Source organism: Bombella sp. ESL0380, assembly GCF_009725805.1.
In the GTDB taxonomy this organism is placed as follows: Bacteria; Pseudomonadota; Alphaproteobacteria; order Acetobacterales; family Acetobacteraceae; genus Bombella; species Bombella apis.
Window position 1 is genome coordinate 553651 of the sequence record NZ_WNIH01000003.1, and the last position, 22520, is coordinate 576170.

Consider the following 22520-nt stretch of genomic DNA (forward strand, 5'->3'; position numbering starts at 1 on the left):
CTCAGGGTCATTATGTTGGAAACATGCCTGCATGTTCCACTTCTGACGGTAGCATGTTTTTTCAATTAAGCCACAAGGAAAAAGATGAAATTACGATAATTTTTTCTGCCGTTATTATGCTGCGTCGTCTGGAAGTCTAATTGTAGGCCACTCCTTCGTAGAGATGACAATAATGTAAGTTTATGGCTGAACAAATATTGTTAACAATTTCTGTGACAGTCTTTTATTTCAGCCAGATACAAGCAGTCTGTCCGGTATGGCCCGGTCGAACAGATGCAGGAGGTCCTGGAGGGCCTCTCCCCTTGGCCCTGTCAGGTCGGGGTTGCGGGTGAGTTCACGCTGGCTGTCCTGCCGCATGGCTGTCAGAAGCAGGGAGAGGCGGGTCGGGTCGGCCAGCCGGAAGCCCGGCAGGCCGGACTGTCGGTTGCCTGTCAGGTCGCCACCACCACGGATGCGGAAATCTTCATCGGCAATCAGGAAGCCATCCTCCGTATCCCGCAGGAGGTGGAGGCGACGCTGGGCTGTGAAGCTGGTGCCTTCACTGTGCAGCAGCAGGCAGAAGGATTTCTGTGCCCCCCGGCCGACACGGCCACGCAGCTGATGCAGCTGGGCCAGACCAAAGCGTTCGGCCTGTTCGATGACCATGATGGTGGCATTGGGAATGTCCACGCCGACCTCGATGACCGTGGTGGCGACCAGCAGGCGGGTCTGGCCTTTCTGGAAGGCCGTCAGGGCGTTCTGCCTCGTGTCGATGTCCTGCCTGCCATGAGCCAGCCCGATGATGGGGCCGAAACGTTTTGTGAGCTCCGCCCAGCGTTCTTCTGCCGCTGCGGCACTCTGCGTTTCACTCTCCTCGATGAGGGGGCAGACCCAGAAGATCTGCTTCCCCTGGTCCAGGGCCCGTTTCATGCCGGCGAAGATGTCGTCCAGCTTGCCCATGTTGTGCACGGTCGTATGGATGGGCTGGCGGCCGGCTGGCTTGCTGTCCAGCCGGCTCACGCCCATTTCGCCCCATTCCGTCAGTTGCAGGGTGCGGGGGATGGGGGTGGCGGTCATGACGAGAAGGTCGGTGGCTGCCCCCTTGCTGGCCAGCCTCATGCGCTGCTCCACGCCGAAGCGGTGCTGCTCGTCGATGACGGCCAGGCCGAGGTCGGCAAAGGTGACGCCATCCTGAAAGAGTGCATGGGTGCCTATGGCGATCTTCGCATGGCCATCGGCCAGTTTCGCCAGTGCGACCCGCCGTGCTTTCCCCTTGACGGAGCCGCTGAGAAACACGAACGGCACCGGGCACAGGGCTTCGCACGTGCTGGCATGCTGCTGGGCAAGGATCTCCGTCGGGGCCATGAAGGCGGCCTGTGTTCCGGCCTCGACGGCCTGGAGCATGGCCGTCAGGGCGACAAGCGTTTTTCCGGCGCCGACATCACCCTGGAGCAGGCGCATCATGGGGGTGGGACGCTCCATGTCAGCTGCGATTTCGGCCATGACACGCCGCTGCGCCGGTGTGGGTTCATGGCCGAAACGCTCAAGCAGGGTACGGCGCAGGGAGCCATCGCCCACCAGCGGGCGGCCCGTGCGTGTCCGGGCCTGCATCCGGGCCAGCCCCAGGCAGAGCTGGTCCGCCAGAACTTCATCGGCTGCCAGCCGGGCACGGGCACGCTCCAGAATGGGAGTAGGGTCGTCGTCGGAAGGCAGTGTTTCGGGGAAGTGCATCAGCCCAAGAGCCGTGGCGAAGCTGGGCCAGTTCCGTTTTTTCACCAGGGGCGGGTCCAGCCATTCCGGGAGGTCGGGCGGGATCAGGGCCAGGGCGGCCTGCATGGCTTTCCGCACGGTGGAGGGAAACAGCCCGGCCGTGAGGGGCCAGACCGGTTCCAGCCACGGGAATCGGTCCTTCTTTTCCCAGGCCATGATGTGGTCCGGGCGGGAGAGGGTCAGCCGGTCATGGTAATGCCCGACCTTGCCGGAAACGAGGATTTCTGCCCCCTCTGGGGGGAGGAAGAGCCGCCCCTTCTGGAAGAAGGTGATCTCCAGCGTGCCGGTGCTGTCTCTGGTGGTCAGGATGGTGGGCTGGGAGGAGCGGATGGGGCGGCGGATGCCTGTCACACGGACACGGCTTGTCAGGATGTCGCCCGCTGGCAGTTTCCGCCCCTCGGCGACGCTCATGAGCCTGCGCCGGTCGATCAGCTTTTCTGGCAGGGTGAAGAGCAGGTCGATGATCCGCCTGCCGCCGCTGATCCGGCCCAGCATCGTGGCGTGGCGGGGGCCTGTGCCCGGCAGGCTGCTGATGGGAGCCAGAAGTGGCGCAATCCGTGCGGAAGGGGGAGCTAGGGGCATGGCATCGGGGGCGGGTGGCTTCCGGGCTGACAGGGGGGCTGTGGAGGGCTATAGGGTAGCAGAACCGGCCGATAATAAAAATGTCCTTAGTGGAGAGCCCGCCCTGATGCCTGTTGATCGTTCTGCCGTTGCGTCCTTTGGTCCGACAGTCTGGGGGGTGCCTGATGGGGCGGTGGCATTCCTGCTCCGTCAGCGTTTGGCGGAACATGAGGGGACGCTTGTTCATGTGGCACATGATGACGCTGCCCTGGCGTCTCTGGCGGACATGCTGGGCTGGCTGATGCCGGAAGTCACCGTCCTGCGCTTTCCGGCATGGGACTGTCTGCCTTATGACCGGATTTCCCCCAATCCTTCCATCGTGGCCGAGCGTGCCGCCACGCTGAGCCACCTTCTGGAGCCACGGCCCAAGACGGGCCGCATCGTGCTGACGACCATCCATGCCATGCTCCAGCGTGTGCCGCCCCGTGCGGCCTTTGCGGGGCAGACCATCCATGTGAAGGTCGGTGATATGCTGGATGCGACCAGTCTGGCGGAACGGCTCGTGGGCAACGGCTACAGCCGTGTGGATACGGTGATGGAACGTGGCGAGTTCGCCATGAGGGGCAGCATTTTCGATCTTTACCCCGCTGATTCCGGGGAGCCTGTCCGGCTGGACCTCTTCGGGGATGAGGTGGACAATATCCGCAGTTTTGATGCTGCCACCCAGCGGTCCACGGACCAGCGGACGGAGTTCAGCCTGACGCCGGTTTCGGAATATGCGCTGGACAAGCCCAGCCTGAGCCGCTTCCAGACGGGCTGGCGGGATGTGTTCGGCGTGGGAGCGATGGAGGATGTTCTCTACCGCCAGCTTCTGGAAGGACGCAGGGCCAGTGGAGCAGAGCATTATCTGCCACTGTTCCATGACGGCGACGGCCAGCATATGGAAACCCTGCTGGATTACCTGCCGGATGCCGCCCTGAGTTTCGAACGGGACACGCCGGAAATCCTGACGGCACGGCTGGACATGATCGCCGACCATTATCAGGCCCGCTGTGCCGCCGGGCATGAGGGGGAGCTGCCCTATCGGCCCCTGCCACCGCACCGGCTCTATCTGAACCGTCATGGCTGGGACGGGATGCTGAAGGGTCACCCCACCGTCCTGCTGTCACCTTTCGCCCAGCCCGATGGCGCAGAAGGCGTGGATGCCGGGTACAGGCCGGGTCCGGTCTTTGCCAGCATGGGCGGTGCCGGACGGGAAGGGGTCTTCCACCAGTTCTCCACCCATGTGCAGGACTGGGCGAAGCAGGGACGGCGGACCTATCTGACGGCCTGGAGCAACGGCTCCCGGGAGCGGATCAGCAGCCTGCTGCGGGACCATGATATTCCCTGCGAGAGTTTCGATGACTGGGCGCAGGCGGCGGGCATGGCCCGTGGGGCTGTCGGGCTTGTCGTGCTGGGCATGGAACGGGGCTTCACCGGGGAGCGTCTGGCCTTCGTGTCCGAACAGGACCTGCTGGGGGAACGTCTGGCCCGTCCGCTCCGGCGCAGGCGCAAGGGCAATGACTTCATCACGCAGATCGGCGAGATTTCAGAGGGCGATCTCGTCGTGCATGAGGAATACGGCATTGGCCGTTATGTCGGGTTGGAGACGGTGCGGGAAGGGCGTGTGGCCCATGATTATCTCTCCATCCTGTATGATGGTGAGCAGCGGCTTCTTCTGCCCGTAGAAAATATTGATCTGCTGAGCCGTTTCGGCTCCGAGCAGGGGGCGGTGCAGCTCGACCGTCTGGGCGGCAGCTCGTGGCAGGCCCGCAAGGCGAAGATGAAGACCCGCCTGAGGGAAATGGCCGGAGAGCTGATCCGCACGGCGGCGGCCCGTGCCATGAAGGAAGCTCCCATCATGGCCCCGGCTGAAGGGATGTGGGATGAATTCTGCGCCCGTTTCCCCTTCATGGAGACGGAAGACCAGTCACGGGCCATTGCGGACGTTCTGGAGGACCTGAGCAGTGGCAAGCCGATGGACCGGCTCGTCTGTGGTGATGTGGGCTTCGGCAAGACGGAAGTGGCCCTGCGGGCGGCCTTCGTGGCGGCCATGTCCGGGATGCAGGTGGCGGTGGTCGTACCCACGACCCTTCTGGCCCGGCAGCATTATATCGGCTTCAGGAAGCGGTTCGAGGGGCTGCCCGTGAAGGTGGAGCAGCTCTCCCGCATGGTCACGGCCAAGGAAGCCACGAAGGTGCGGGAAGGGCTGGCCGATGGAACGGTGGACATTGTCATCGGCACCCATGCGCTGCTCTCGAAAGCCGTGTCGTTCGAACGGCTGGGAATGCTCATCATTGACGAGGAACAGCATTTCGGCGTGTCCCATAAGGAGAAGCTGAAGGCCCTGCGGGAAGACGTGCATGTGCTGACGCTGTCCGCCACGCCTCTGCCACGGACGCTTCAGCTGTCCCTTTCCGGCGTGCGGGAAATGAGCCTTATCGCCACCCCGCCGACGGACCGTCTGTCCGTACGCACCTTCATCACGCCTTTTGACCGGGTGATGATTCATGAGGCCATCCAGCGGGAACGCTTCCGGGGAGGGCAGGTCTTCTGCGTGGTGCCCCGTCTGACGGACATGCGGCACATGGCCGACCGGCTGCGGGAGATCGTGCCCGATGCCCGCATCACGGAGGCTCATGGCCGCCTTACTCCCACCGAGCTGGAAACGGTGATGACGGAGTTCTCGGAGGGGAAATACGACATCCTGCTTTCCACCAACATCGTGGAGAGTGGGCTGGACATGCCCCGGGTCAACACGATCATCATTCATCGGGCGGACATGTTCGGCCTTGGGCAGCTTTACCAGCTGCGGGGCCGTGTGGGGCGGGCCAAGCAGCGGGGCTATGCCTATCTGACCTGGCCGCAGACGCATGTCCTGTCGGCTTCATCCGTCAAGCGGCTGGAGATCATGCAGACGCTTGATTCCCTCGGGGCGGGCTTCACGCTGGCATCTCATGACCTTGACCTGCGAGGGGCAGGAAATCTGTTGGGAGATGAGCAGTCCGGTCACATCAAGGAGGTGGGAATCGAGCTGTACCAGCAGATGCTTCAGGACGCCGTGACGGACCTGCGCCGGATGAGGAACGAAGGCGAGGAGGAAGATACGGGCTGGACGCCGAACATCATCCTCGGCCTGCCGGTGCTGCTGCCGGAGGACTATGTGAAGGACCTGCCCGTCCGTCTTGGCCTGTACCGCCGCATTGCCGCCCTGAAGGATGAGGCGGATGTGGACGCCATGCGGGTTGAACTGGTGGACCGTTTCGGTCCTCTGCCGCAGGAGGTGGAGAACCTTCTGGATGTCGTGATGATCAAGAAGCTCTGCCGTGAGACGGGCGTGGAGCGGCTGGAGGCAGGCCCGAAAGGCATGGTCCTCCAGTTCCGCAGGAACAGGTTCGGCAACCCTGATGGTTTGATCCGCTGGGTTGCCCGCAATGAGAAGGCCGGTGTGAAGATACGGCCTGACCACAAGCTGGCCATGGTGCGGGAAATGACCAATGCCGTGCGTATCAGCATGGCCCGGAAGATTCTGGCTTCTCTGACCAAGCTGCTGGAGAAGGTTCGCCCGGCCGAGGCAGGCTGAAGGTTGCTTTCAATCCGCAAGGCAGGAATGGGGCGGCAATAATGGTGCCGCCCCATTTTTCATGTCGTTGCGGTGTCGGACAGGTTCAGGCCTGTGTGACGAGATAGGGGGTGGATGCAGAGCCGAACATTTCATAATGGATGCGATCCATGGGAATATCCTGTTCCCGCAGGGTGTGGATCATGCTGACCATGAACTCTGTCGGGCCACAGATATAGAAATCAGCCTGTCTGTCCTTATGCGCTTTCAGCCATGAGGGTGTGAGGCGTCCAGTATGGCAGTTCAGGCCATCTGTCCGTTGTGGGAGGCTGTTCATCTGGCTGTAGAACAGGTCTGCCGTAATGGCTCCGCAGGCAGCCAGCCCATGGGTTTTGCGGGCAAAAATTTCGTTGTCTGCTGTCTGGGTGCCATGAATGAAATGGATGGCCGGATGTGAAGTGCGGGTGGTCAGTGCTTCCATCATGGACATGACAGGCGTGATGCCTGCACCGGCAGAGATGAAGCACAGCGGCCTTTCGGAGGAAGATTGCAGGAAGAAATCACCGGCTGGAGCAGAGACATCCAGAGTATCACCTGTCCGGACATCGTCATGGAACCAGCGGGACACGACGCCGTCTTCCTGTTTCCTGACAGTGATGCGGTAATGGTCATCTGCCGGGGCTGATGAGATGCTGTAATTGCGGCGCTCCGGGCCATGGCCAGGGATGTTCAGCCGGAAGCTGAGATACTGGCCCGGCTGGTGCTGCATGACGGGCTGGCCATCCACCGGCTGAAGGATGAAGGAGACGGTGTCAGCCGTTTCCTCATGCCGATTGGCAATGCGGAAGGCACGCCATCCTGTCCAGCCGCCTTTTCTGGCGGCGTGGTCCTCATATATCTGCCGTTCCCGGTTGATCAATACGTCAGCCAGAAAACCATAAGCCTCTTTCCATGCCTCCATGATTTCAGGTGTGGCCTGCTCTCCCAGGACATGGGCAATGGCCCCAAGCAGCGCTGTGCCAACATGGGGGTAATGTTCTGGCAGGATGTTCAGCCCGACATGTTTTTCGGCAATACGCTCGATCATGTCCTTCAGGGCCGTGGGATCGTCAATATGGCGGGCATAAGCGAGGACGGCATAGGCCAGGGCCCTGGGTTGGTCGCCATTTTTCTGATGGGAGATGTTGAAGAGGTCTCGGATGTTTTCATCACTCAGAAGGCGGCGATACATCTCTCTGGTGATGTCGACGCCATGAGCCTCCAGGGCAGGAATACAGGCTTTGACGATGGTACGGGTCTGTGGGGTGAGGGAAATGGACAAGGATCACACTCTCTAAAAGATGTATACAAAATACATCTTTAAAATAGGTCGATACCAGCCGTTGTCAAGCCGGAAGAGACGAGGCAAGGAAACAGGTTGGCAGATGTCATCTTTCTGTTAGTTTCGGAGAAGGAGCCACTGCCACCACGTCTCCTCTTTTGCATGCAGGCTTGGAGTGACGCCGGATCATCTGAAACACGACCGGAAGGAAGCTCCCGGAATGCGTCTGACCCTCTATACCGACTATGCCTTCAGGTCCCTGATCTATCTGGAGACACAGAAGGAGCGTCTCGTCTCCATTGGCGAGATTGCCCGCGTGTACGGCATATCAGAGAATCATCTGGTCAAGGTCGTGCACAGGCTGGGGCGGCACGGCTTCATCAAGACGCTGCGTGGCCGCAATGGTGGGCTGCGTTTGGGCAGGAATGCTGAGGAGATCTATCTGGGAGACATTGTCCGCTGCACGGAGGATGATCTCGCCCTTGTCGGCTGCATGGGCAAGGAGGAGGGAGCTTCTGGCTGCATTCTGGTTGGTGGCTGCCGTCTGAAACAGACGCTGCTGAAAGCCCGATTCGCTTTCATGGATGTGCTGGATGAAGTCACGCTGGCCGATGTCACGGCCCCTCATGAGCGAAGTGTCCTGATGCAGGCCGTGCAGGAAATGATGACTGGAGCGGAACGGTGATGGATGTTGCTGTCAGGATCAGGGGGTGTTGCTGTCAGGCCACTTCATGAATTTTCGCCAGTTGGCATTGGTGCTCTGGTAGGCAAAGTGTGAGCAGGTATCGAGTGTCTGCTCGACCTGACGATGGGCAACAAAGGCGATTCCTGCTGCCATCAGGAACTGGCTGATCTCATGGAATGGAACTTTCTGGTTTTTCAGGGTGTGGGCGATCCAGCTCATCGTGCCGACAACCATGGCGCCGGGGCCGGTCGAGACCCAGACATTTTCAAAATAGCCGGTTTCCAGAATGTGCCGGACCCGTTGGAACATGGTTTCCATGATATGCTGCATGAGAGGGTTGCCAGCCTCCTGGATGAGTACGTCATTGTCGAGGCACCATGGTTCGCCGACGGAATAAGGTAACAGCGTCCTGAAATGTGTGCCTCTGGTTATGTCTGTCAGAGGGGCACGGCTTGTTACATCCGCATCAATATAGACGCCGCCTTTTACATGCAGGTAGCAGAGCCGCCAGAAGTCCGACCGCATGGCCGGGTGAGGGCAGACGTCATAGAGGGCGGTGATGCTGGCGCCATAGTGGTCATGGATGAACGCCCGGGCGGAGGCATCACATTCCAGATGGTAGGAGAAAGCCGGGTTGTCATTCCGGATGCCTTTCATGGCAGCCTGGACGTCTTCCGGCGGTTCAGGGCTGTCCCAGAACTGGGCAATGTGCTTCGGAATGTTCCGGGGGAATTCCTGTGGAACGCAGCGGGACAGGACCGGAAACAGGGACTGTTCCAGACCGATCGGCAGAAGGGCAAAGCAGGCGTCCTGATGGCCGCAGAGCGCCCCTATGAAGAGGTTCCGAATCGGTTCCGGATAGTCGTTGAACTCACGGCTCACCACGGAAACCCGTGGCAATGACGTAAAGCTCGCTCGATTCCTTGCGGGAGGCAGGGGGTTTGACGTGCTTGACGACGGTAAAATTGCGTTTCATCAGGTCCAGCATGTCTTTCTCGGACCCTCCCTGAAAGACCTTGGCGATGAAGGCTCCGTCCTCGGCCAATATCTTCAGGGCGAAATCCAGGGCGTTTTCGGCCAGGGCCATGATGCGGATATGATCGGTTGCGGCATGGCCGGTCGTGTTCGGTGCCATGTCGGACATGACGAGATCAGCCCGCCCGCCCAGCATGGCCTGGAGCCGCTCCGGCATGTCGGCCTCCATGAAGTCACCCTCGATGATCTCGGCCCCCGGCACCGGGTCCACCGGCAGCAGGTCCACGCCGATCACCTTGGCAGCTCCACGCTTGACGGCAATCTGTGCCCAGCCTCCCGGGGCAGCTCCGAGGTCCACCACCCGGCTTCCGGGCCTGATGAAGTGGAAGCGGTCATCCATTTCCAGCAGCTTGAAGGCGGCACGGGAGCGCCAGCCCTGCTGTCGTGCCGCCGTCACGTAGGGGTCGTTCAGCTGGCGGTTCAGCCAGCGCTGCTGCGCTGGCGTGCGGCCCCGTGCCTTGCGGAGTTTTACGGTCTGGGTTCGCAGTGTCTGGGAGGTGGCGGCGTCATCCGCCGTATCCCGGGTGCCAGGCGTACGGGAGTGGCGCAGGGGTTTGCCGGGGATGCGGGGTGGCGTGGCACCGCCCTTTGGCCGGCGGGAGGAAGGAGGCGTGTGTTTCGGACTCATGGAGGGAAAGATAGGCTCTTACTGTCGCCCTGCAAAGCCTGTCCGTTGCTGCCTGCCCCTTTTTGCCTGTAAGGGATGAGGGATCATGAGCAGAAAGGCTCATCATCTTGAGAAACAGGTACAGCTCTTGAGACAGTTTTACGCCGCTTTTGTTCTGGCCGCTCTGGCCCTGTGTGCTGGTGCCGCTCTGGGGTACGGACATACGCCCAGCCTGTACGGTGCTCTCATGGGTGTGGAGGGCGTGGCCATTCTTGCCCTGATGGAAACGGCTGAATCCATGGATAATGCCATCGTGGATTATGGCATCCTCAAAACCATGTCGCCACGCTGGCAGAAGCGGTACATCAGCTGGGGGATGCCTCTTTCCGTACTGGGGATGCGGTTCCTGTTCCCCGTGCTTCTGGTCGCTCTGGTGGCCGGGCTGTCACCATGGCAGGCGGCCCATCTCGCCATCATGGAGCCGCAGCGTTATGCCGCCATCATGCTGGGGGCAAAGGACATGATTTCCGCTTTTGGTGGGTCGTTCCTTCTGCTGATTGCGCTGAACTATTTTCTGGATGATGACAAGACGCATCACTGGCTCTCATGGCTGGAGCGTCCGGCAGCCCGTCTGGGCGGGGTGTCAGCCCTGCCGGTCGGGCTGACACTGGCAGTTCTCATGCTCATCACCCGCCTGATAGGGCAGGGGCATGACCCGATGGCCTTCCTGTTCTGGGGCTGCGGGGGGATTGCGGCCTATATTCTGGGCAAGGAAACGCTGGTCTGGCTGATAGGCGAGCCGGGGGCGTCCCGCATGGCGGCTGGCGGGGGGCTGCTGACCTTTCTGTATCTGGAATTCATTGATGCCAGTTTTTCCTTTGATGGTGTCATCTCGGCCTTTGCGATCACGACGGACCCAGTTGTCATTGCGCTGGGGCTGGGCGTGGGGGCGATGTTTGTCCGTTCCATGACACTCTCCATGCTGAAAACGAATGCTCTGGCCGAGTATGTCTATGTGGAGCATGGGGCGTTTTACACCATTTTCATCCTTTCCCTCCTGATGCTGGTCAGCGTGCTGGTGGAGGTGCCGGAGTGGGTGACGGGGCTTGTCGGGCTTGTCCTGATTGGTGGAGCATTTCTGGCCAGCGCACTCCGGCGTCCGGTAAAATAAGGAAAAACTTTCCCATCCCCCTTGCGTCGTGGGGGGAATGGGGCTAGAACCCCTCCAGCAAACGCCGCTTGGGAGATAGTTTAGCGGTAGAACTACCGGCTCTGACCCGGTCAGCCCTGGTTCGAATCCAGGTCTCCCAGCCAGTCATGTGGTGTGTTTGCTCCAGGGGGGAAGCCCCGACCGCTTGGGAGATAGTTTAGCGGTAGAACTACCGGCTCTGACCCGGTCAGCCCTGGTTCGAATCCAGGTCTCCCAGCCATTTTTCTCAGACAGGTTAATCGTTCCGTTACATTCTGCCCATGGGGTGGTTTGCGTAACAGGGTGCGCCGCTGTAAGCAGAAGCTCCCTGACCGAGACTGGATTATGGTGAGACTGTGGCTGCAAATATTTCTCCTGACCTGATCGCCCGTTATGGCGGCAACCTGCCACGCTATACCAGCTATCCTACGGCGGTCAGTTTTTCTGATGCCATCGGGCCGCAGGAGGTGGCAGACTGGCTGAAGGCCCTGCCGCCAGAGCAGTCCGTCTCCCTGTATTTCCACGTCCCGTTTTGTGACGAGCTGTGCCGCTTCTGTGCCTGCAACACGGCAGTGATGCGGCAGGAAGAGGCACGGGCAGCCTATGGTGACATTCTCTTGGAGGAGATGCACCGTATCGTTGCACTGGTTGGGCAAGGGCGTGTGGTCCGGCATCTCCATTTTGGTGGCGGCACACCGACAACCCTGCCAGAAACGGCTCTGCGTAACGTAATGTCCGCAGTGCGGGAACAGTTCCGGCTGGCTGATGATGCTGAAATCGCCATGGAGATGGATCCCCGTCATGTGCCGGAGGGCATGCTGCCCCTGTTGGCCGAGCTGGGCTTCAACCGCATCAGTTTCGGTGTGCAGGACCTTGATCGTATTGTGCAGGAGACCTGTGGGCGTGTGCAGTCTTACGAGCAGACGCTGGCCTGTGTGGAGCAGGCCCGTGCGGCAGGGGTGAATGGGGTGAATATCGACCTGATCTATGGCCTGCCCTATCAGACAGTCGAGAGCGTACAGGACACGGCCCGGCGTGTTGCTGGAATGAGGCCAGACCGTCTGGCTGTTTTCGGCTATGCCCATGTCCCGTGGAAACAGAAACGCCAGCAGCTCATCCCGCAAGACTCTCTCCCATCTTCGGAAGAGCGGTTGCAGCAGGCGGACAGGATCGACCGTGTTCTGGTTGAGGAAGGCTACAAGTCCATCGGGCTGGACCATTATGCCCATCCTGAAGATGCCATGGCCCATGCCTATGAGGCCGGTACACTGCATCGCAATTTTCAGGGCTATACGATCGATTCATCACCCGTCCTGCTGGGGATGGGAGCATCGGCCATTTCCATGACACCTGACGGATTCTACCAGAACATTCCGTCTACGGCGGCTTATATCCGGGCATTGAAGGAGCATGATGGCCTTCCCGTTGCCCGGGGGGTGTTCCGTACGGAGGAGGACCGCTGGCGGGGGAAGGTGATCGAGACCGTCATGTGCCTTTCGGGCGTGGACCTGACACCCTACATCCCGTCAGGACAGGGTCTGGAACAGGCTTTTGCAGAAGAGCTGGAAGCCCTGCGTCCTTTCGAGGAGGACGGGCTGATCCGCTGGGAGGGCAACCGGGTGAGCCTGACAGAAAAGGGCGGCCCCTTCCTGCGGCATCTGGCGGCCGTATTCGATACACGGCGCAAGGAACTGGCCGCAGCAGGCGAGGGGAAACCAGTCCCCCGTTTTTCTTCCTCCCTGTGAGGAGAGCAGGCTGCAGTCTGTTTTCCTTTGCCTATGGTTACAGAGTGCGTTATGAGACCCTGCCAACAGCTTAATTACCCTTTCAGTGGTGGTAGGCTGACCTAGTTGTATTGAACAGGACGCACGAGCGAGGGCGTAGGCATCATGACCAATTTCCAGAATGACAAACTTTACAGCCGTGTGCGTGATGCCCTGGCCTTTGATGACGTGCTGATCGAGCCGGTTGAATCATCGGTTCTTCCCGGTCAGGTCAGCACGAAGACACGTCTTACCCGCAAGCTGGAGCTGAACATTCCGCTGCTCTCTTCCGCCATGGATACGGTGACGGAAGAGGAAATGGCCATCTCCATGGCGCAGCAGGGCGGCATGGGTGTCATCCACAAGAATCTGACGCTGGAAGGACAGGCCGAGCAGGTCCGTCGTGTGAAGCGTTTTGAGGCTGGCATGGTGGTCAATCCCGTTACGGTGGGGCCGGACCAGACGCTGAGCGATGTTCATGAGATCATGGCCCACCATGGCATTTCCGGCCTCCCGGTCGTGGAGAAGGATGGCAGGCTGGTTGGTATTCTGACCAACCGTGACATGCGCTTTACCGAAGATAAAAATACCCGTGTGCGGGACCTGATGACGCATGAGGGGCTGGTCACGGTCCGGCACGGGGCATCCCCGGATCAGGCCCGCCAGCTGCTGCATGATCATCGGATCGAGAAACTGCTGGTCGTGGACGATGCGGAACGCTGCATCGGTCTGATCACCGTCAAGGACATGGACAAGGCCATGACCCATCCGCTGGCCGTGAAGGATGCGGAGGGGCGTCTGCTCTGCGCTGCGGCCATCGGCGTTGGGGAGGATGGTCTCCGCCGTGGGGCGGCTCTTGTCGAGGCGGGCGTGGATGTGCTGGTGGTCGACACGGCCCACGGTCATTCCCGTGGCGTGCTGGAGACCGTGGCCCGCCTGCGTGACAGATATGCCGACGTGCAGCTGATCGCCGGCAACGTGGCCACGCCAGAAGCTGCCAGGGCGCTGATCGAATCCGGTGCAGACTGTGTGAAGGTCGGCATCGGTCCGGGGTCCATCTGCACGACCCGTGTCGTGGCCGGTGTGGGTGTGCCGCAGTTCTCCGCCGTGCTGGAAACGGCAGCCGCCTGTCATGAGCTGGACATTCCTGCCATCGCCGATGGTGGCATCCGCACGTCCGGTGACATCGTCAAGGCCATCGGGGCTGGTGCTGATGTCGTGATGGTCGGCTCCATGCTGGCCGGATGTGAGGAAAGCCCCGGCGAGAGCTTCCTGTATCAGGGGCGGACCTACAAGGCTTATCGTGGCATGGGGTCCATGGGGGCCATGGCTCGTGGTTCGGCAGACCGTTACTTCCAGGGTGAGGTGAGGGACACGCTGAAGCTGGTGCCGGAAGGGATTGAAGGGCAGGTGCCGTACAAGGGGCCGATGGCGGCTGTCGTACACCAGCTGATCGGTGGCCTGCGGGCTGGCATGGGCTATACCGGCTCCGCCACGATTGCCGATCTTCAGGCCCGTGCCCGCTTCCGCAAGATCACCAATGCGGGTCTGCGGGAAAGCCACGTGCATGATGTGACCATCACCCGGGAAGCTCCCAACTATCGGCTTTAATTGGCTTTGAAAGGTCATTTTTTCCTTTCCTGATGAAAGGAAACGGAGTAGGCGGGGGCCATGACCCCCGCTGCTCGTCTTTCTGGTGCGATTGATCTGCTTTGTGCGATCCAGAACGCACCGCACCGTCCGGCTGATGCCGTTGCCAACAATTTCTTCCGTGAACGCCGCTATATCGGTGGTGGTGACCGCCGGGCCATTTCCACCCTTGCGTGGGACGTGCTGCGGGCATGGCGTCGGCTGCACTGGCATCTGCGGGCCGACCTGCGCTACCGGCATGAGGATGTTTCCCCGAGGCTGCTCTGTGCGGCCATGCTGCATTTTGTCGGGCAGCCCCTTTCATCCATCCAGTCCCTTTTCAGCGGGGAGCGTTACGCTCCAGCTCCGCTGAGCGAGCGTGAAATGGTCATGCTGGAGGCTCTGGAAGGGCAGGACATCAGCAGCGAGAAGCAGCCACTGCCGGTCCGGCTGGAATATCCCGACTGGCTGCACCCTTATCTGGTGGAAGATTTTGGTGACAGGCTGGAGGAGGAAATGCGGGCCCTCATGGGGGCACCCTCCCTGGACCTGCGGGTCAATCTTCTGAAGGGAACACGGGAGGAGGCCCTGCGCCGTCTCCGGCGGGAAGGTTTTCAGGGGGAGCCGACGGCTCTCTCTCCGTGGGGCATCCGGCTTGAAGGACGTCAGCCCGTTACAGTGGCGGCTCTTTTCCGGGAAGGGCTGGTAGAGATACAGGATGAAGGCAGCCAGCTGATCGCAGCTGCCGTGGATGCCAGACCGGGGCAGAGGCTGCTGGATTATTGCGCCGGTGCTGCCGGAAAGACGCTGGCTCTGGCCATGACGATGGAGAATAAAGGGCAGATCGTGGCCTGTGATGTCTCCCGGGTCCGGTTGGATGGTGCCACGAAGCGTCTGCGCCGGGCGGATGTCCATAACGTGACACGGCATCTGCTGAGTGAAGGCGACAAATGGGCGAAACGGCGGGAAGGCCAGTTTGACACGGTACTGGTGGATGCCCCCTGTTCCGGTACCGGGACATGGCGGCGCAATCCTGATGCCCGCCTGCGTTTGACAGAGGAGGACATCAAGGAACTCTGCGCCAAGCAGGCAGCCATTCTGGACATTGCAGCCCGTCTCGTCCGGCCGGGCGGGAAGCTGGTCTATGCCACCTGTTCCCTTCTGGGGGCGGAGAACGGAAAGCAGATTGAAGCCTTCCTGAAGAGGCAGGAGGCCTACACCCTGCTGCCTGCGGAGAAACGTTCCATCCTTCTGCCGGAAGAACTGCGGCAGAAGGCACTTTTCTCCCTGACGCCTCATGGTTTCGGGACGGATGGTTTCTTCGTGGCGGCCATGGAAAAAATGTCCCAGGGCTGAGACGCATGCAGGGACGGGCTATCCGGTCTCCTGTCTGTCCCTGCGGCGGATTTGTGCATCTGTCATGAAAATGGCTAATATTTGGACAATGGCCAGCCTGTTCCTGCTACGGGGCCGGGTGGTCCTGTCTGACTGGAGGAAACAGATCCCCTATGGCCTATGATGTTCTCTTCGGTGTGGTGCTGACATTCGGGGCAGGGATGCTGGCACAATGGGTTTCCTGGCGCCTGCGGCTCCCAGCCATTGTTCTGCTCTTTGCCATGGGGCTGCTTTTTGGCCCTGTTCTGGGGTGGTTGCATCCATCAGAAACATTGGGTCATGCGTTCCGTCCACTGGTCTCCATGCTGGTGGCCCTGATCGTCTTTGAGGGTGGAATGGTGCTGGATATCCGCCAGCTCCGGGAGGCCGGGCAGGGCGTTGCCCGCCTGACGATGGTGGCCCTGCCAATCAACTGGATACTGGGAGCTCTGGCAGCCCATTATGTTGCCCATCTGGAATGGGGAACATCCTTTCTCTTCGGGGCCATCATTGTGGTGACGGGGCCGACGGTCATCCTGCCCCTGTTGCGGAGTGCCAAACTCCAGCCCCGTGTGGCGGCCTTCCTGCGGTGGGAGGCCATCGTCAACGACCCGCTGGGGGCCATTCTGGCTGCCGTCGTCATGCAGATCATGCTGTTGCATGTGGACCTGCACAAGCAGATTTTCTTCGTCCATACCCTGCCGGACATGCTTCTGGCTGGGGCTGTTTCCGTGGCGGCGGGCATTTTGCCTGCCTATCTGCTGCGTTACCTTTTTACCCGGGACCTGATGCCGGAGCTGTTGAAGGTACCCATCATGGTCACGCTGGCGCTGATCATTTTCGAGGCCTGCACGCTGGTGATGGAAGGGGCCGGCCTGATTGCCGTGACCGTCTTCGGCATGATGCTGACCAACCTGCATATCCCGGGCCTGAATGAACTGAAACGGACCAAGGAATCTCTGGTGGTCCTTATGGTATCCGTTCTGTTCATCCTGCTGACGGCCGACCTGCACCGTGCCGTGCTGGCCAGACTGTCCATTCCCATCCTGCTTCTCACGCTGGTTGTGCTGTTTGTCGTTCGCCCCCTGTGCATTTTCCTGGCCACGCTGGGGACAAGCATCAGCTGGCAGGAACGGATTTTTGTCGGATGGATCGCTCCACGAGGGATTGTTGCGGCGGCTGTGGCTGGTGCGGCGGGGATCAAGCTTTCGGAGGCGGGGTACGCCTCTGCCGATCTTGTCATGCCGGCCGTGTTCTGCGTGATTGCCGTGACGATGATCTGCCACGGTTTTTCACTCGGCCCGCTGGCACGAAGGCTGCATCTGACTCTCTCCAATGAGCCTGCTCTGGTCATTCTTGGTGGTAATGCCTGGTCGACCGATCTGGCGGCCTGCCTGAATGAGGAGAAGGTACCTGTTCTGCTGGTGGATACGACAGCGCAGGAACTCATGCCCGCAGCCCGGCGTGGGGTGCCGGTCCTCAAGGCGGAACTTCTCTCCGCAGCGGGGCAGGAGGCTCTGGAGGAGCGCCCGGCGGACTACCTGATCGCCACGACCGGGGATGCCATCTATAACGGGATGGTCTGCGGGCACATGGCTCCGCATATGGGGCGGGAGAGGGTCTATCAGGTCAGTCCCGGTGTGGCCCGGCTGGACCTGTATCGTGGCCTCTCACGTGATGCCCGGGGGAAGGTGCTGGGAGAACCGGGCTGGAACTATACGTTCTTTGATACCCTGTTCAGTCGTGGCTGGCGTTTTGTCTGTCAGAGCGTGACGGATGCCACGGTGGATCTTTTCGGGAAAGAAGAAAACCGGTTGGATCTGCTCATTGTTCGCCGGGGTACGGGCATCTTCGTTCGCTCGGCAGAAGATCGGGCCTGGACCATGCCGAGCATGGGGGATCTTGTCATTTCCATGAGGGCGCCGGAAAGCCGTGATGAGGGGGCAGATGTAAAAGAGGAAGCAGAACTGCGTGCAGGGGCGTAGTGCTTGGCCGTCATTCGGGCTAGTGTAGTGCCCTATCAGAAAGACAGGTCCTCCCTGTCTGCCCATCCGGCATGGGCGGAGAGGCGGGGTTTTGAGTGCATTACGGACGGGATTTTTGGGATATGAATGCTCATCACTCAATACTGATTGTTGACGATGATGATGCCTTGCGCCTTCTGCTGGCTGAACAGCTGGGAGAGGAGGAAGCGTACCGCGTTGAACAGGCTGCCACCATTGCGGCTGCACGGGAGGTGATGGATCACTCTTCTGGAGGCAGGACAGACATTCTTCTGCTGGATGTGAACCTGCCAGATGGTGACGGGCGGGATTTCTGTGCCGGGCTGCGGGAGAGGGGCATTCATATCCCCATCATCATGATGACGGGGTCGCATGATGAAGATGACGTGATTCGTGGTCTGGATGCTGGAGCGAATGACTACGTGGCCAAACCGTTCCGCATGGGCGAGCTGAAGGCCCGTCTGCGGGCGCAGCTGCGTCTTTTCGAGAACAGTGAGGATGTTGTTTTTGATATCGGTCCCTATGTTTTCCATCCGGCCAGGAAGCAGCTGGTGGACCAGAAAAAGGGGCAGCGCATCCATCTGACGGAAAAGGAAACGGCAATCCTGAAATATCTCTACCGTGCCGGTGGGCAGCCAGTGGAGCGGGACGTGCTGCTGCATGAGGTCTGGGGCTATCACGCCTCGGTGACGACCCACACGCTGGAAACGCACATCTACCGTCTGCGGCAGAAGATCGAGCCTGATCATGGCCGGGCCGGGATTCTGCTGACGGAAGGTGGTGGGTACTGCCTGAATCCTGATCTCTGACGGATGGTGCCCTGAGGGCGGATAGAAGAAAGGCTGGCAGGAGGAAGTCCTGCCAGCCTTTCTGCCATCTGGTCCAGTCTGGTCAGACGGCCAGATCCATCATGACGGGAACGTGGTCGGAAGGGGAGGTCCAGTCCCGCATGGGGCTGAGGACATTGATTGTCTTCAGGCCGGGGAGAAGGTCCGGTGTTGTCCAGATATGGTCCAGACGGCGCCCCCGGTTGGATTTTTTCCAGTCACGATTGCGGTATGACCACCATGTGAAGAGCTTTTCCGGTTCTGGAATGGCCTTCCGCATGGCGTCTTCAAATCCGGCATGAAGCCATTCGGTCAGGCGTGTCGTTTCCGGTGGCGTATGGCTGACGATTTTCAGAAGCTGACGGTGGCTCCAGACATCATGCTCCAGCGGAGCGATGTTGAGATCACCGACCAGAATGCTCCGCTGTGGCGGATTGGCCCGGAACCATGCTGTAGCCTCCTCAAGGAAGGCGAGTTTATGGGCGAATTTTTCATTTTCCTGCGGGTCGGGAATATCGCCACCGGCGGGCACGTAGAAATTGTGGAGCGTCACCGGCCCGGTTTCTGTCTGGATGCTGGCAGCCACATGGCGGCAATCCTCCCGGCCACACCAGTCCGGCGTGCCGGTAATGGGCTCCAGCGGTGTGCGGGAGAGAATGGTGACCCCATTATAGCTCTTCATTCCACGATAGAGCTGATGGGGAAAACCCAGCTCTGCCAGTGCATCACGGGGGTAGAGAGGGTCCGGCACTTTGGTTTCCTGAAGGCAGATGACATCAGGGGCCTGTTCCTCAATCAGACGCTGGAGCAGGGGTAGCCGGAGGCGGAGTGAATTGATGTTCCATGTAATGAGACGCATGTTTTCTGATCTCCTCTGGAGCGGGAAATTTCAACGGATGATCTTGCGATGAACAGGGTTTACCCCAATCTGGGGGGAATGAATAAGGAAAGTCTCCCGCATATGCCCATCCTGATGATCGACAGCCATATTGATATTCCATGGAACGAAAAAACGGCGGAAGGTCTGCCCTGCTGGCATAAGCGGGACCAGGCGGATGTTGCCATGCGGGATGTGGAACGCCGGTTTACCGTTCCCAAGGCGCAGGCCGGTGGGATGGGGGTGGCCTGTCTGGCTGCCTATACACCGCAGGCTGGTCTGGATGACGCAGGGCATGAGGCAGCGTGGCAAAGAGCACGGGCCATGCTGGAGGCGATGGAAGAGATGGTTCCGCTTCATCTTTCCGGGCAGGCTGTGCTGTGCCGGAGAGTTCCGGATATCCGGCGGGCTACGGAGGCCGGGCAGGTGGCTTTGGTGCCTGTCATGGAAAATGGCTACCCCTTGGCGGATGACCCGGCCCGGATCGGCTATCTCGCCCGGCGGCATGGCGTGCGTTACATGACCCTGACCCATAATGGCCATAACCTTCTGGCGGATTCGGCGGTTGTCCGGCAAGGGTCGGCAGAAGTGCATGGCGGTCTGTCCGCTCTGGGGCGGGAGGTTATTGGTGAGATGAACCGGCATGGTGTGCTGGTGGATGTTTCCCATGCATCCCGCAAGACCATGATGCAGGCGGTGGATGCATCCTCAGTTCCTGTTTTTGCCAGCCATTCCTGTGTGCGGGCTTTGTGTGATCATCCCCGCAATCTGGATGATGGACAGCTTGATGCACTGAAGGCCAGTGGTGGCCTGATCCAGATTACAGCCATGGGGCCATTCCTGCGCCGGGGTGGTGGTGGAACGCTGAAAGATTTTGTGGAGCATGTGCTGTATGTGGCCCGCAGGATTGGTGTCGAACATGTGGGAATTTCGTCCGACTTTGATGGCGGAGGCGGGATAGAGGGCTGGCAGGATGCCAGTGAGACTCACCATGTGTCCAAAGCGCTGGCTGTTGCTGGTCTGGATGCCGGGGAGATTCGGGCCATATGTGGAGAAAACATGCTGCGCCTGTTGCAGAGGGCAGAAGATAAAATTTCGAAATGTCAAACCTGATTTTTACTTTTTGAGAAAATTCGTGGTATTTTTTGCACAGTAATTTTTTCAGAAACGGGATTGACAGCCCACACCGCCATCAGGGGGCAGGAAAGGGGAGGATGCAGGGATAAAATCTTTTATAATTCCTTATTTTTCAGATGGTTATATTCTTTGCCTAAAAAATGGGCAATCTATGAAAAAAGAAGAGAAACCCTATGCTGTGTGCTTTTACCCTTGGAGTATTCACAGCTTTGTCCACAGGAATGGTGGATGAGTATGAAAGGCGCAGCATGATCATGAAAAACTGGCGGAAAACTAGGACATATGCCTGAAAGACCCCACGGCGCCCCTGCGATTCGGAAAGCCCTGAAGACGATTCCTGAAAGTCCCGGCGTGTATCGCATGATCGGTGCGAAGGGGGAGGTGCTGTATGTCGGCAAGGCGCTGAACCTGAAGAAGCGGGTCACGTCTTACACGCATGTCGCCCGTCTGCCGGACCGGTTGAAGCTCATGGTCTCCCTGACGGCCAGCATGGAAATTGTCGTGACACGCACCGAGGCCGAGGCCCTGCTGCTGGAGGCCAACTACATCAAGCGGATGAAGCCCCGCTTCAACATCCTTCTGCGGGATGACAAGAGTTATCCGTGGCTTCTGCTGAGCGGGGATCACGCTTATCCCCGCCTGATGCGCCAACGGGGGAAGCCCGTCAAAGGGGCAACCTATTGGGGGCCTTTTGCGTCATCCAGAGCAGTGGACCAGACAATTCAGGTCATTCAGCGGGCCTTCATGCTGCGGACCTGTACGGACAGCGTTTTCGAATCCCGGACCCGCCCCTGCCTGCTGCACCAGATCAAGCGTTGCTCTGCTCCCTGCGTGGAGCGCATCAGCCCGCTGGAGTATCAGGGGCTGGTGGAACAGACGAAGGAATTCCTGAGTGGAGGCGGCCGGGAGCTGCAACAGCGCCTGACCCTGGAAATGGAACAGGCTTCCGAGGAGCTGGCTTTCGAACGGGCTGCTCTCATCCGTGACCGTATCCGGGGGTTTGCCAATCTAAGGGCCTCAGGAGCCATCAATCCGGCAAGCATCCAGGAGGCGGATGTCGTTGCGCTCTGGCAGCAGGCGGGGCAGAGCTGCATCCAAGTCTTTTTCATCCGTGGTGGTCGCAACAATGGCAACAGGGCTTTCTATCCCCGGCATGAGGCAGATGAGCCTGCGGCTGATGTTCTTGCGGCGTTTCTCCTCCAGTTCTACGAGGACAAGCAGCCTCCTTTACAGGTGCTGACAAGTTCTGAGCCTGCTGAACAGCCTCTGTTGACTGAAGCGCTGAGCCTGCAACGGGGGCAGAAGGTGCAGATTCTCCAGCCGCAGCGGGGTGAAAAGAAGGCGGTGTTGGACCACGCCATTCTCAATGCTCGTGAAGCTCTGGAGCGTCGGCTTGCAGAAACGGCCGGGCAGGCCGTTCTGCTGGAAAAGGTGGCCGAGCTTTTCGACCTGCCCGAGCCACCGAAACGTATTGAAGTTTATGACAATTCCCATCTGATGGGACAGGCTCCCTATGGCGCCATGATTGTGGGCGGCCCGGAAGGTTTCGTGAAGCGGGCTTACAGGAAATTTGCCATCCGTGGTCCCGTCGCTCCGGGTGATGATTTTGGCATGATGAAGGAGGTCATGACCCGTCGCTTTGCCCAGCTGACACCGGATGATTCAGGGAGTGAAAACTGGCCGGACCTGCTGCTGATTGACGGCGGCAAAGGGCAGGTACGAGTCGTCCGGGAGATTCTGGCGGAGAGGGGCCTGTCCTCCATTCCTGTAGTGGGTATTGCCAAGGGGGTGGACCGCAATGCAGGGAGGGAATGGTTCTTTGTGGAGGGGAAGGAACCGTTCCAGCTGCCCGTCAATGATGCTGTCCTCTACTATCTTCAGCGGTTGCGGGATGAGGTCCACCGTTTTGTCATCACGACACACAGGGCAGGACGTTCCAGAGCGTTGACCCGTTCCGGCCTCGACGAGATTCCCGGTGTTGGCCCAGCTCGCAAGAAGGCTCTGCTGACCCGCTTCGGCTCTGCACGCCATGTCGGGCAGGCGGCTCTGGAAGAGCTGGAGCATGTACCGGGAATTAATCGCGAAATGGCACAGGTCATTTATGGATATTTCCATCCAGAATGGGTAAGAGAACAGAGTGACGTCCTCAAAAAACCCTGACT

The 22520-nt window shown here is 59.8% G+C and carries 15 protein-coding genes and 2 tRNA genes; 12 read left to right on the plus strand and 5 right to left on the minus strand.

The annotated features are described in order from the left end of the window. Positions 1-228: 228 nt before the first annotated feature. Positions 229-2331, minus strand: coding sequence for an ATP-dependent DNA helicase RecG (gene recG, locus GM608_RS03580; RefSeq protein ID WP_333645019.1), 2103 nt, complete (start codon positions 2329-2331; stop codon positions 229-231). Between the two features lie 106 nt (positions 2332-2437). Between recG and mfd the strand changes: the two genes are divergently transcribed. Continuing rightward, complete coding sequence (mfd, locus tag GM608_RS03585; protein ID WP_333645021.1) at positions 2438-5932, plus strand: transcription-repair coupling factor; 3495 nt, start codon at positions 2438-2440, stop codon at positions 5930-5932. Positions 5933-6017: 85 nt separating this feature from the next. Here mfd and hmpA read toward each other — a convergent pair whose 3' ends face one another. Beyond that, positions 6018-7232: an NO-inducible flavohemoprotein gene (gene hmpA / locus GM608_RS03590; protein WP_333645023.1), complete on the minus strand. Its 1215-nt coding sequence runs from the start codon at positions 7230-7232 to the stop codon at positions 6018-6020. A gap of 220 nt (positions 7233-7452) precedes the next feature. Here hmpA and GM608_RS03595 point away from each other — a divergent pair, with 220 nt between their 5' ends. Then, complete coding sequence (locus tag GM608_RS03595; protein ID WP_081563464.1) at positions 7453-7917, plus strand: Rrf2 family transcriptional regulator; 465 nt, start codon at positions 7453-7455, stop codon at positions 7915-7917. A gap of 18 nt (positions 7918-7935) precedes the next feature. Here the strand turns inward: GM608_RS03595 and GM608_RS03600 are convergent, their stop codons facing one another. Together GM608_RS03600 and GM608_RS03605 are read right to left on the minus strand one after the other, a co-directional pair. Continuing rightward, on the minus strand, positions 7936-8799 hold the full coding sequence (locus tag GM608_RS03600) for a glycosyltransferase (RefSeq protein ID WP_333645026.1): 864 nt from the start codon (positions 8797-8799) through the stop codon (positions 7936-7938). Continuing rightward, positions 8789-9580, minus strand: a complete 792-nt coding sequence (locus GM608_RS03605; protein ID WP_103765474.1) for an RlmE family RNA methyltransferase — start codon at positions 9578-9580, stop codon at positions 8789-8791. Before GM608_RS03605 ends, GM608_RS03600 begins: the two co-directional genes overlap by 11 nt. 127 nt (positions 9581-9707) lie before the next feature. Here GM608_RS03605 and GM608_RS03610 point away from each other — a divergent pair, with 127 nt between their 5' ends. The 8 genes from GM608_RS03610 (at position 9708) to GM608_RS03645 (ending at position 18326) form a co-directional block, all read left to right on the plus strand. Beyond that, the gene (locus GM608_RS03610) at positions 9708-10730 is read left to right on the plus strand and encodes a DUF475 domain-containing protein (RefSeq protein ID WP_333645030.1); all 1023 of its coding nucleotides are present in this window, start codon (positions 9708-9710) and stop codon (positions 10728-10730) included. A 69-nt stretch (positions 10731-10799) separates the two neighbouring features. Next, positions 10800-10873: transfer RNA gene (locus tag GM608_RS03615), tRNA-Gln, on the plus strand. Positions 10874-10915: 42 nt separating this feature from the next. Beyond that, positions 10916-10989 (plus strand) — tRNA-Gln (locus tag GM608_RS03620). 115 nt (positions 10990-11104) lie between these two features. Next, positions 11105-12493: an oxygen-independent coproporphyrinogen III oxidase gene (gene hemN / locus GM608_RS03625; RefSeq protein ID WP_333645031.1), complete on the plus strand. Its 1389-nt coding sequence runs from the start codon at positions 11105-11107 to the stop codon at positions 12491-12493. A gap of 144 nt (positions 12494-12637) precedes the next feature. Further along, positions 12638-14122 carry an IMP dehydrogenase gene (guaB, locus tag GM608_RS03630; protein ID WP_081563087.1) on the plus strand — a complete coding sequence of 495 codons (1485 nt, stop codon included), beginning with the start codon at positions 12638-12640 and terminating at the stop codon, positions 14120-14122. A gap of 60 nt (positions 14123-14182) precedes the next feature. Beyond that, positions 14183-15496, plus strand: a complete 1314-nt coding sequence (locus GM608_RS03635) for an RsmB/NOP family class I SAM-dependent RNA methyltransferase (RefSeq protein WP_248630444.1) — start codon at positions 14183-14185, stop codon at positions 15494-15496. Positions 15497-15648: 152 nt separating this feature from the next. Beyond that, complete coding sequence (locus GM608_RS03640; protein WP_043560400.1) at positions 15649-17499, plus strand: sodium:proton antiporter; 1851 nt, start codon at positions 15649-15651, stop codon at positions 17497-17499. 122 nt (positions 17500-17621) lie between these two features. Then, positions 17622-18326 carry a response regulator transcription factor gene (locus GM608_RS03645; protein ID WP_043560399.1) on the plus strand — a complete coding sequence of 235 codons (705 nt, stop codon included), beginning with the start codon at positions 17622-17624 and terminating at the stop codon, positions 18324-18326. 82 nt (positions 18327-18408) lie between these two features. Here GM608_RS03645 and GM608_RS03650 read toward each other — a convergent pair whose 3' ends face one another. Beyond that, on the minus strand, positions 18409-19203 hold the full coding sequence (locus GM608_RS03650) for an exodeoxyribonuclease III (protein ID WP_081563089.1): 795 nt from the start codon (positions 19201-19203) through the stop codon (positions 18409-18411). 102 nt (positions 19204-19305) lie between these two features. Here GM608_RS03650 and GM608_RS03655 point away from each other — a divergent pair, with 102 nt between their 5' ends. Both GM608_RS03655 and uvrC read left to right on the plus strand, forming a co-directional pair. Then, entirely contained in the window at positions 19306-20334 is a 1029-nt protein-coding gene (locus GM608_RS03655; protein WP_333645032.1) for a dipeptidase, read from the plus strand. 306 nt (positions 20335-20640) lie between these two features. Then, on the plus strand, positions 20641-22518 hold the full coding sequence (uvrC, locus tag GM608_RS03660; RefSeq protein WP_103765482.1) for an excinuclease ABC subunit UvrC: 1878 nt from the start codon (positions 20641-20643) through the stop codon (positions 22516-22518). Positions 22519-22520 lie beyond the last annotated feature (2 nt).